The sequence below is a fragment of the Pseudomonas sp. KH_050 genome, from assembly GCF_057838875.1.
On record NZ_CM174478.1, the window covers coordinates 421,732 to 433,054 of the forward strand.

Here is an 11,323-nt window from a genome sequence, read left to right on the forward strand (position 1 = left end):
GTCGTCAAATTTGTGAGCGTCTGTGTCGGTGTGTACAATGACCTCCCTTTTGCCCCCGCAAAGCTGGCGTACGTTCGGTGTGGACGGTAAGTGGTTGAATTGAAAAGAAATTTGCCTCGATAAGAGGCAGCCTGGTGAGAAAGTGTCTATGAAAGCAGGTCTGTACCAACCAGATGAATTCAAGGATAACTGCGGTTTCGGCCTGATAGCCCATATGCAGGGCGAGCCCAGTCATACCCTTTTGCAAACGGCCATCGAGGCCCTGACCTGCATGACCCACCGCGGTGGGATCAACGCCGACGGCAAGACCGGTGACGGTTGCGGTCTGCTGATGCAAAAGCCGGACGTGTTCCTGCGCGCCATCGCCCAGGAAACCTTCGGCATCGACCTGCCCAAGCAATACGCGGTGGGCATGGTGTTCTTCAATCAGGACCCGGTCCGCGCCGAAGCCGCTCGCGAGAACATGAACCGCGAGATCCTGGCCGCCGGCCTGCAGCTCGTCGGCTGGCGCAAAGTGCCGATCGATACCAGCGTACTTGGCCGTCTGGCGCTGGAGCGCTTGCCGCTGATCGAGCAAGTGTTCGTTGGTGGTGAAGGCCTGAGCGATCAGGACATGGCGATCAAGCTGTTCAGCTCACGTCGTCGTTCGTCCGTGGCCAACGCTGCCGACACCGATCACTACATCTGCAGCTTTTCCCACAAGACCATCATTTATAAAGGCCTGATGATGCCGGCGGATTTGACCGCCTTCTATCCAGACCTGAGTGACCAGCGCCTGCAAACCGCAATCTGCGTGTTCCACCAGCGCTTCTCCACCAACACCCTGCCGAAATGGCCGCTGGCTCAGCCGTTCCGCTTCCTCGCGCACAACGGCGAGATCAACACCATTACGGGCAACCGCAACTGGGCCGTAGCCCGTCGCACCAAATTCGCCAACGATTTGATGCCCGATCTGGAAGAGCTCGGCCCGCTGGTCAACCGTGTCGGTTCCGACTCCTCGAGCATGGACAACATGCTCGAGTTGATGGTCACCGGCGGTATCGACCTGTTCCGTGGCGTGCGCATGATCATTCCGCCAGCGTGGCAGAACGTCGAAACCATGGACGCCGATCTGCGCGCGTTCTATGAATACAACTCCATGCATATGGAACCGTGGGACGGCCCGGCTGGCGTCGTAATGACCGACGGTCGCTACGCGGTGTGCCTGCTCGACCGTAATGGTCTGCGTCCGGCGCGTTGGGTGACCACCAAAAACGGTTTCATTACCCTGGCCTCGGAAATCGGCGTCTGGAACTACCAGCCTGAAGACGTGATCGCCAAGGGCCGTGTAGGTCCTGGGCAGATCTTCGCGGTGGACACCGAGACCGGTCAGATCCTCGACACCGACTCCATCGACAACCGTCTGAAGTCGCGTCATCCGTACAAGCAATGGCTGCGCAAGAATGCCCTGCGCATCCAGGCGACCATGGAAGACAACGACCACGGTTCGGCTTTCTACGATGTCGACCAGCTCAAGCAGTACATGAAGATGTACCAGGTCACCTTCGAAGAGCGTGACCAGGTGTTGCGCCCATTGGGTGAGCAAGGCTACGAAGCGGTCGGCTCCATGGGCGATGACACGCCGATGGCCGTGCTGTCCCAGCGTGTACGCACGCCGTACGACTATTTCCGCCAGCAGTTCGCGCAGGTCACCAACCCGCCGATCGATCCGCTGCGCGAAGCCATCGTCATGTCGCTGGAGATCTGCCTTGGTGCCGAGCGCAACATCTTCCAGGAGTCGCCGGAACACGCTTCACGCGTGATCCTCAGCTCGCCGGTCATCTCTCCGGCCAAATGGCGTTCGCTGATGAACCTCGAGCTCCCGGGCTTCGAGCGTCACATTATCGATCTGAATTACGACGAGAGCATCGGCCTGGAAGCTGCGGTACGTAACATCGCCGACCAGGCCGAGGAAGCCGTGCGTGCCGGTCGCACCCAGATCGTGCTGACCGATCGTCACATCGCGCCAGGCAAACTGCCGGTGCATGCTTCGCTGGCAACCGGCGCGGTACACCACCGCCTGACCGAAAAAGGCCTGCGCTGCGACAGCAACATTCTGGTAGAGACCGCCACTGCGCGCGATCCGCACCATTTCGCGGTGCTGATCGGCTTCGGTGCTTCGGCAGTCTATCCGTTCCTGGCCTACGAAGTGCTGGGCGACCTGATCCGTACCGGTGAAGTGCTGGGCGACCTCTACGAGGTGTTCAAGAACTACCGCAAAGGCATCACCAAAGGCCTGCTCAAGATCCTATCGAAGATGGGCATCTCGACCATTGCTTCGTACCGTGGTGCGCAGCTGTTCGAAGCCATCGGCCTGTCCGAAGAGATTTGCGAGCTGAGCTTCCGTGGCGTACCGAGCCGCATCAAGGGTGCGCGCTTCGTCGACCTCGAAGCCGAGCAGAAAGCCCTGGCCGCCGAAGCCTGGAGTCCGCGCAAGCCGATCCAGCAGGGCGGTTTGTTGAAGTTTGTCCACGGTGGCGAATACCACGCCTACAACCCGGACGTGGTCAGCACCTTGCAGGCCGCTGTGCAGCAGGGCGACTACAGCAAGTTCAAGGAATACACGGCGCTGGTGGACAACCGTCCGATCTCGATGATCCGCGACATGTTCAAGGTCAAAACCCTTGAGCAGCCGCTGGATATCAGCGAAATCGAACCGTTGGAATCGGTTCTCAAGCGCTTCGACTCCGCCGGGATCTCCCTGGGCGCCTTGTCGCCGGAAGCTCACGAAGCCCTGGCCGAAGCCATGAACCGCCTGGGTGCGCGTTCCAACTCCGGTGAAGGCGGCGAAGACCCGGCGCGTTACGGCACCATCAAGAGCTCGAAAATCAAACAAGTGGCGACCGGCCGTTTCGGGGTAACCCCGGAATACCTGGTCAACGCCGAAGTGCTGCAGATCAAGGTCGCTCAGGGCGCCAAGCCCGGCGAAGGTGGTCAGCTGCCTGGCGGCAAGGTCAACGGTCTGATCGCCAAACTGCGTTATGCCGTACCTGGCGTGACCCTGATTTCGCCTCCTCCGCACCACGACATCTATTCCATCGAAGACTTGTCGCAGCTGATCTTTGACCTCAAACAGGTCAATCCGAAGGCGCTGGTCTCGGTGAAGCTGGTTGCCGAAGCGGGCGTCGGCACCATCGCCGCCGGTGTGGCCAAGGCCTATGCGGACTTGATCACTATCTCCGGTTACGACGGCGGTACCGGTGCTTCGCCGCTGACCTCGATCAAGTACGCCGGCGCACCGTGGGAACTCGGCCTGGCCGAAACCCACCAGACCCTGCGCGGCAACGACCTGCGCGGCAAGGTCCGGGTGCAGACCGACGGCGGCCTGAAAACCGGTCTCGACGTGATCAAGGCGGCAATTCTCGGCGCTGAGAGCTTCGGCTTCGGCACCGCGCCAATGATCGCCCTGGGCTGCAAATACCTGCGTATCTGCCACCTGAACAACTGCGCCACCGGCGTAGCGACTCAGAACGACAAGCTGCGCAAGGATCACTACATCGGTACCGTCGACATGGTGGTGAATTTCTTCACCTACGTCGCCGAAGAAACCCGTGAGTGGCTGGCAAAGCTGGGCGTGCGCACCCTCGAAGAGCTGATCGGGCGTACTGATCTGCTGGAAATCCTCGAAGGTCAGAGCGCCAAGCAGAACTATCTGGACCTGACCCCGTTGCTGGGCAGCGATCACATCCCGGCGGACAAACCACAGTTCTGCCAGGTGGAGCGCAACCCGCCGTTCGATAAAGGCTTGCTGGCCGAGAAAATGGTCCAGATGGCTACTTCGGCGATCAACGATATGAGCGGCGCCGATTTCTCGCTGGATATCTGCAACTGCGACCGTTCCATCGGCGCGCGGATTTCCGGTGAAATTGCCCGTGCTCACGGCAACCAGGGCATGGCCAAGGCACCCATCACGTTCCGCTTCAAAGGCACTGCCGGTCAGAGTTTCGGGGTGTGGAACGCGGGCGGTCTGAACATGTACCTCGAAGGCGACGCCAACGACTACGTCGGCAAAGGCATGACCGGCGGTAAACTGGTCATCGTTCCGCCAGTGGGTAGCGCTTACAAGACTCAGGACAGCGCCATTATCGGCAACACCTGCCTGTACGGCGCCACAGGTGGCAAACTGTTCGCTGCCGGTACTGCGGGCGAGCGTTTCGCGGTGCGTAACTCCGGTGCGCACACCGTGGTCGAAGGCACTGGTGATCACTGCTGCGAGTACATGACCGGCGGTTTCGTCTGTGTACTGGGCAAGACTGGCTACAACTTCGGCTCGGGCATGACCGGCGGTTTCGCCTACGTGCTGGACCAGGACAACTCCTTCGTTGACCGGGTCAACCACGAACTGGTGGAAATCCAGCGGATCAGCGGTGAAGCGATGGAAGCCTACCGCAGCCACCTGCAACGCGTGCTGGACGAATACGTCGAGGAAACCAATAGCGAGTGGGGTCGTAACCTCGCCGAAAACCTCGATGACTACCTGCGTCGGTTCTGGTTGGTCAAGCCCAAGGCTGCCAGCTTGAAATCGTTGCTTTCCAGCACCCGTGCCAACCCGCAGTGATATGCGCCTGAAGAGTTTGATGAGGTTTTAACATGGCTGAACGTCTGAATAATGACTTCCAGTTCATCGAGGTCGGGCGCAAGGATCCGAAGAAGAAACTGTTGCGTCAACGCAAGAAAGAGTTCGTGGAAATCTACGAACCCTTCAAACCCCAGCAGTCGGCCGATCAGGCCCACCGCTGCCTGGGTTGCGGTAACCCGTACTGCGAATGGAAGTGCCCGGTGCACAACTTCATTCCCAACTGGCTCAAATTGGTGGCCGAGGGCAACATCCTCGCCGCCGCCGAGCTGTCACACCAGACCAACACCCTGCCGGAAGTCTGCGGCCGGGTGTGCCCGCAGGATCGTCTGTGCGAGGGTGCCTGCACCCTCAACGACGGCTTTGGCGCGGTAACCATCGGTTCGGTGGAGAAGTACATCACCGACACCGCGTTCGCCATGGGCTGGCGCCCGGACATGTCCAAGGTCGTACCGACCGGCAAACGTGTTGCGGTAATCGGCGCGGGCCCGGCGGGCCTGGGCTGTGCCGACGTGCTGGTACGCGGTGGCGTGACCCCGGTGGTGTTCGACAAGAACCCGGAAATCGGTGGTCTGCTGACCTTCGGCATCCCCGAGTTCAAGCTGGAAAAGACCGTGCTGAGCAATCGCCGCGAAGTCTTCACCGGCATGGGCATCGAATTCCGGCTGAACACCGAAATCGGCAAGGACGTGACCATCGAGCAACTGCTTGAGGAATACGATGCCGTATTCATGGGCATGGGCACCTACACCTACATGAAGGGTGGCTTTGCCGGTGAAGATCTGCCGGGCGTGTATGACGCACTGGACTTCCTGATCGCCAACGTCAACCGCAACCTGGGCTTTGAAAAGTCGCCGGAAGATTTCATCGACATGAAAGGCAAGAAGGTCGTGGTCCTTGGTGGCGGCGACACGGCGATGGACTGCAACCGCACCTCGATCCGCCAGGGCTCCAAGTCGGTGACCTGCGCGTATCGGCGTGACGAAGCGAACATGCCGGGCTCGCGCAAAGAGGTGAAGAACGCCAAGGAAGAAGGCGTGAAGTTCCTCTACAACCGCCAGCCAATCGCCATCGTCGGTGAAGATCGGGTCGAAGGTGTGAAGGTGGTCGAGACCCGTCTCGGCGAGCCGGATGCCCGTGGCCGTCGCAGCCCTGAGCCGATCCCGGGTTCCGAAGAAATCATCCCGGCCGACGCCGTGGTCATCGCCTTCGGTTTCCGTCCAAGCCCGGCGTCGTGGTTCGAGCAGTTCGACATCCAGACCGACAGCCAGGGCCGCGTCGTGGCCCCGGAACAAGGCCAGTACAAGCACCAGACCAGCAACCCGAAAATCTTCGCCGGTGGCGACATGGTGCGTGGTTCTGACTTGGTGGTGACCGCGATCTTCGAAGGCCGCAACGCCGCTGAAGGGATCCTGGATTACCTGGGGGTCTAAAGACCCCAGCTGCAAGCTTCAAGCTGCAAGCCTCCAGTTAAAAGCAACTGAGCTTGCGGCTTACAGCTGATAGCTTGCAGCTGCTTTTCTGCGACAAATTGACCCGATAGACAAAAGGCACGGCTCTTGCCGTGCCTTTTGCGTCGCTCTCTGAGAAAATGCCCGCACTTTTTTTCCGGATGCCGACATGACTGCCCTGAAGAACGACCGTTTCCTTCGTGCCCTGCTCAAGCAACCCGTAGATGTCACCCCGGTGTGGATGATGCGTCAGGCCGGTCGCTACCTGCCTGAGTACCGCGCCAGCCGCTCCAAGGCCGGTGACTTCATGAGCTTGTGCATGAACCCGGAGTTCGCCTGCGAAGTCACCATGCAGCCGCTCGACCGCTATCCACAGCTGGATGCGGCGATCCTCTTCTCCGACATCCTGACCATCCCCGACGCCATGGGCCAGGGCCTGTACTTCGAGACGGGTGAAGGCCCGCGCTTCAAGAAAGTCGTCAGCACCCTGGCCGACATCGAAGCCCTGCCGATCCCTGATCCGCACAAAGACCTCGGCTACGTCATGGACGCAGTCAGCACCATCCGCCGCGAACTGAACGGCCGCGTGCCGCTGATCGGCTTCTCCGGCAGCCCATGGACCCTGGCCACCTACATGGTCGAAGGCGGTTCGTCGAAAGACTTCCGCAAGACCAAGGCCATGCTCTACGACAACCCGCAAGCCATGCACCTGCTGCTCGACAAGCTGGCACAGTCCGTCACCTCCTACCTCAATGGCCAGATCATGGCCGGCGCCCAAGCGGTACAGATCTTCGACACCTGGGGCGGTAACCTCTCGGCGGCGGCGTACCAGGAGTTCTCCCTGGCCTACATGCGCAAAATCGTCAGCGGCCTGATCCGCGAACACGAAGGCCGCAAAGTGCCGGTGATCCTCTTCACCAAAAACGGCGGCCTGTGGCTGGAAAGCATCGCCGATGCCGGCGCTGACGCCCTCGGCCTGGACTGGACCTGCGACATCGGCGAAGCCCGCCAGCGCGTCGGCAACAAAGTCGCCCTGCAAGGCAACATGGACCCGACCGTGCTCTACGCCAAACCTGAAGCCATCCGCGCCGAAGTCGGTCGCATCCTTGCCAGCTACGGCAAAGGCACTGGCCACGTATTCAATCTTGGCCACGGCATCACCCCGGAAGTCGACCCGGAGCATGCCGGCGCTTTCCTGCGCGCGGTGCATGAGCTGTCGGCGCAGTATCACGAGTGATAGCAACCCGATAAAAAAACGCCCGGCTCATGCCGGGCTTTTTTATGGGAGTTTCAGAGGTGTCGAATAATGTGGGAGCGGTCAGTTAAGATGTTACGCAATTCGTAGCAGCTGCCGAAGGCTGCGTCCGGCTGCGCAGCAGTCGCAAATTCTACTTGCACGGTTTGTCTGGAGTACTGCAGCGCTTGATTTTACGGCCGCTGCGCAGCCGGTCGCAGGCTTCGCCAGCTGCTACGGGGGCAAGCCCGCTCCTACAAGGTTTACGCCTTCAAGCTTTCACTCCACCCAGCGGCGGCAACTTCGCCAGCTTCAACGCCACCAACAGCGCAATCACCAGCAACCCGCCGATGAACGCGCCGATGCCGTTCCAGCCCGCGTAGTGCCAGAACACTCCGCCGACTGTCCCGGCAATACTCGACCCGGCGTAATAGCAGAACACGTACAGCGACGAAGCCTGGCCCTTAGCTTTGGTCGCCCGGCGACCGATCCAGCTACTGGCTACCGAGTGCGCGCCAAAGAAGCCGAAGGTGAACAGCAGCATGCCAATCAGCACCAGTGCCAAGGGGGTGAACATAGTCAGGGCAATCCCCGCCAGCATCAAAACGATAGTGCCCCAGAGCATTTTGCGCCGGCCGAATGTGTCGGCCAGCGCACCGACTTTCGCCGAGCTGTAGATGCCCGACAGGTAAACCACCGAGAGCAGGCCGACGAATGCCTGGTCCATGTGGTATGGCGCGGCCAGCAGCCGATAACCGATGTAGTTGAACAGCGTGACGAAGGCGCCCATTACCAGAAAACCTTGCACAAACAGCCATGGCAGACCGGCGTCGCGAAAGTGCATGGTGAAGCCGTCGATCAGGCTGCGCGGGTGCAGCGAACGAGCACGAAAGTTGCGCGACTCCGGGAGGATTCTCCAGAACACCGCCGCGGCGATCAGCGACAGACCGCCGATCACCAGCATCGCCGTATGCCAGCTGACGAAATCAATCAACACACCGGTGATCAAGCGGCCAGACATACCACCAATCGCGTTACCACCGATGTACAAGCCCATTGCCAGGCCGAGGTGTTGCGGGTGGATTTCTTCGCTCAGGTAAGTCATGGCGACCGCTGCCAGCCCGCTCAGGGACAGTCCCGTCAGCGCGCGCATCACCAGCACCCCTTGCCAGGTGGGCATCATCGCGCTGGCGAGAGTGCACAGGGCCGCGGCGAACAGCGCCGCGACCATCATCGGTTTGCGACCTATGCGGTCAGAAATCGGTCCGGTGAGCAGCAGGCCGATGGCCAACATGCCGGTGGCGACCGAGAGAATCAAACTGCTCTGCGCCGCGTTGATGGAAAACTCCCGGGACAGCAGCGGCATCATCGGTTGCACGCAATAGAGCAGGGCGAAGGTCGCGAAGCCGCCGCAGAACAGCGCCAGCACTGTTCGCGTGAACGACGGGGTGCCTTTTTCGATGTAGATATCATTCAGTTCGGCGACCACATCGTTCTGCGCGGCAGGCGGCAATTCGTGGGTCTGGGGGGCGACAGCAGTTTTCACGAGGACCTCGGAGGGGCGCAGCCGGTCAGGCAATGAAAAAAGCATATAGCTGGCTAATGTTTCTATCCAATATATTGTTCGACCTGTTTGATAGGTTTAACGACCTAATGGAGTTTTCATGGAATTGCGTCACCTGCGCTACTTCATCGCCGTCGCCGAAGAACTGCATTTTGGCCGCGCCGCCCAGGTGCTGGGCATCTCCCAGCCACCCTTGAGTCAGCAGATTCAGGCGCTGGAACAAGAGGTGGGTGCGCGGTTGTTCGAGCGGACCAATCGTCGGGTCGAGCTCAGTGAAGCCGGCCGACTGTTTCTGGAGGAGGCGCGGCTGGTACTGGCGCAGGTCGACAAGGCCGCCGATGTGGCCAGGCGTGCGCAATTGGGCGAGCTGGGGGAACTGAAGATCGGCTTCACCTCGTCAGCACCGTTCAACTCGAACATTCCCCAAGCGATTTTCTCTTTTCGCCAGAGCTTCCCGGCGGTGCACTTGAACCTGCGGGAAATGAGCAGTACCCAGGTGGCCGACGCACTGGTGGATCAATCGATCCAGGTCGGCATCATGCGCCCCTTGCCACTGCCGGATTCGTTGACTGTGGTCGAATTGATGCGCGAACCCTTGGTGGCGGTGCTCAGCTCCAAGCACCCACTGGTGGCCGGCAGCGAGGAGGGTTTGTACCTGTCGGCGCTGGCCCTTGAGCCTTTTGTGTTTTTTCCGCGCAGCTATGGCAGCGGGCTGTATACACAACTGCTGAGCCTGGCGCGGGATGCCGGGTTCAGCCCGCACTTCGCTCAAGAGGCCGGCGAGGCGATGACCATTATCGGACTGGTGGCAGCAGGGCTGGGGGTGTCGGTACTGCCGGCCTCTTACCGGCAGATGCGCATCGAAGGCGTGGTTTATCGACCGTTGCTCGACCCGCAAGCGATCTCGGCGGTGTGGCTGGTGCAAAGGAAGGATCAAAGCTCGCCGATGGCCAAGGCGTTTGTCGAGTTGTTGACCCGCAAGGCCGAGCCCATCGGTTGAAGCGTCTGGTCAGGGCTGTGCGCGCGGCCACATCTGTTCGATGGACTGATCGACCATGGACTTGGCGATTTCCAGCAGATGCCACACGGCGTAGACCATGGCGCGCTCGGTGCCTTTGAAGTGCTCCCCGCACTCGTAAGCGGTGACTGATGCACAGCGCAGCAGGTCGGCGGTGTAGAGCAGCGAGTCTTCGAAGCTCACATCCTTGCTGACGTTGTAAAAGCGCATGGCGTCAGGCGAGGTCGGGTTGGCATCGGGCAGGTAGTAATCAAGGGCACGGTACAGCGCAGCGCGGTCCTTGAGCAGGTCGCGGGTGAAGGCGTTGTCCATTGAAGGGGTAACGGGTGGAATGGGTGGGTCGGGGGTGATTTTATCCATGTGGTGTTGCTCCTATTGCTGCATGGGAGCCATCACTTATCGCCGCTAAACGAGAGGGTGGCGGCTGTACGCAGGTTAGCAGACCGGGCAATAGGGAAACCGGCGCATCCGAAGGTGCCCTGCGCACAGTCACCATAAAAATGGGGGCGTTAAAAAACGCATGCCATGAGATATGGGACGCTATGCGCCTATTGGACCCGGGCTGCTAAACCCGATCACTGATATGCAGTGACGGAGCGAAGATTAGCCACGGGATCTGGTAGGCACAAGGCGCAAAGATTCTCTAGGAAATGTCCTGCAAGTTAAAGAGATTTGCCTTGCTGGCCTTAAAAGATCGCAGCCTGCGGCAGCTCGAGCATTGAGTGCCAGCAGCAAAAATGTCAGTTGAGATAGTGTAGCTCACGCGCTACACTTCGCTGCATGACGGAGATCATACGAAGCTCAACATTCTCAGGCTGGCTGTCGAAACTGGCTGATAGCCGCGCCCGAATACGTATTCAGGTGCGAATTGACCGCATGGCTGATGGCAATTTTGGCGATGCCAAACCGATTGGCGATGGGTTGAGTGAAGCGCGTATCGACTACGGCCCGGTTATCGGGTGTATTTCATGCAACAAGGTCGACAGCTAGTCATTCTTCTCTGCGGTGGCGACAAAAGCAGTCAGGTCCGAGATATCAAACAAGCCAGGCTCATTGCGAAATCCTGGCAGGAGCAAAACCCATGACCGAACAATTCACTCGCTGGGACTCTGCCGAGTACCTCAAGACCGAAGAGGACATGGCCAACTATCTTGACGCGTGCATGGAGGAGGCAGGAGATGATCCAGCCTTTATCGCCAAGGCTCTTGGGACCATTGCGCGTGCGCGTGGTATGACCCAGGTTGCACGCGACGCCGGGCTTTCGCGCGAAAACCTCTACCGCGCTTTGTCCGGTGAAGGAAATCCCGAGTTCGGCACCATCCTCAAAGTCGTCAAGGCGCTTGGGCTGAAGTTGCACGCCAGCACCTGAGTTCAACGAAAAAGAAAGAATGACCGCCGCGAAGGTTTGAGCAATATTTCCCGCGTTCCCGAAAGGGGCTTG

General features: G+C 59.9%; 7 protein-coding genes and 1 pseudogene. 6 read left to right on the top strand and 2 right to left on the bottom strand.

From position 1 onward, the window contains the following. Window positions 1–148 precede the first annotated feature (148 nt). From gltB to hemE, 3 genes are all read left to right on the top strand, one after another. Complete coding sequence (gene gltB / locus AC3IUA_RS01920) at window positions 149–4,597, top strand: glutamate synthase large subunit (RefSeq protein WP_489358844.1); 4,449 nt, start codon at window positions 149–151, stop codon at window positions 4,595–4,597. 32 nt (window positions 4,598–4,629) lie between these two features. After that, window positions 4,630–6,048 carry an FAD-dependent oxidoreductase gene (locus AC3IUA_RS01925; protein ID WP_489358845.1) on the top strand — a complete coding sequence of 473 codons (1,419 nt, stop codon included), beginning with the start codon at window positions 4,630–4,632 and terminating at the stop codon, window positions 6,046–6,048. A 187-nt stretch (window positions 6,049–6,235) separates the two neighbouring features. After that, window positions 6,236–7,303, top strand: a complete 1,068-nt coding sequence (hemE, locus tag AC3IUA_RS01930; protein ID WP_489358846.1) for a uroporphyrinogen decarboxylase — start codon at window positions 6,236–6,238, stop codon at window positions 7,301–7,303. A 268-nt stretch (window positions 7,304–7,571) separates the two neighbouring features. Here the strand turns inward: hemE and AC3IUA_RS01935 are convergent, their stop codons facing one another. Next, window positions 7,572–8,846 (bottom strand): MFS transporter, encoded by a 1,275-nt coding sequence (locus AC3IUA_RS01935; RefSeq protein WP_489358847.1) that lies wholly within the window; start codon window positions 8,844–8,846, stop codon window positions 7,572–7,574. Between the two features lie 118 nt (window positions 8,847–8,964). Here AC3IUA_RS01935 and AC3IUA_RS01940 point away from each other — a divergent pair, with 118 nt between their 5' ends. Further along, window positions 8,965–9,864, top strand: coding sequence for a LysR family transcriptional regulator (locus AC3IUA_RS01940; protein WP_489358848.1), 900 nt, complete (start codon window positions 8,965–8,967; stop codon window positions 9,862–9,864). 9 nt (window positions 9,865–9,873) lie between these two features. Here the strand turns inward: AC3IUA_RS01940 and AC3IUA_RS01945 are convergent, their stop codons facing one another. Continuing rightward, complete coding sequence (locus AC3IUA_RS01945) at window positions 9,874–10,242, bottom strand: DUF6124 family protein (RefSeq protein ID WP_489358849.1); 369 nt, start codon at window positions 10,240–10,242, stop codon at window positions 9,874–9,876. Between the two features lie 420 nt (window positions 10,243–10,662). Here AC3IUA_RS01945 and AC3IUA_RS01950 point away from each other — a divergent pair. Both AC3IUA_RS01950 and AC3IUA_RS01955 read left to right on the top strand, forming a co-directional pair. Continuing rightward, window positions 10,663–10,967, top strand: a pseudogene (locus AC3IUA_RS01950) (type II toxin-antitoxin system RelE/ParE family toxin). Continuing rightward, window positions 10,964–11,251, top strand: coding sequence for an addiction module antidote protein (locus tag AC3IUA_RS01955; protein WP_092395574.1), 288 nt, complete (start codon window positions 10,964–10,966; stop codon window positions 11,249–11,251). Before AC3IUA_RS01950 ends, AC3IUA_RS01955 begins: the two are co-directional and overlap by 4 nt. Window positions 11,252–11,323: the final 72 nt, after the last annotated feature.

Coding starts and splice junctions, on each gene's coding strand:
- gltB (WP_489358844.1), top strand. CDS start 149: ATGAAAGCAGGTCTGTACCAACCAGATGAATTCAAGGATAACTGCGGT.
- AC3IUA_RS01940 (WP_489358848.1), top strand. CDS start 8,965: ATGGAATTGCGTCACCTGCGCTACTTCATCGCCGTCGCCGAAGAACTG.
- AC3IUA_RS01955 (WP_092395574.1), top strand. CDS start 10,964: ATGACCGAACAATTCACTCGCTGGGACTCTGCCGAGTACCTCAAGACC.
- AC3IUA_RS01945 (WP_489358849.1), bottom strand. CDS start 10,242: ATGGATAAAATCACCCCCGACCCACCCATTCCACCCGTTACCCCTTCA.
- hemE (WP_489358846.1), top strand. CDS start 6,236: ATGACTGCCCTGAAGAACGACCGTTTCCTTCGTGCCCTGCTCAAGCAA.
- AC3IUA_RS01925 (WP_489358845.1), top strand. CDS start 4,630: ATGGCTGAACGTCTGAATAATGACTTCCAGTTCATCGAGGTCGGGCGC.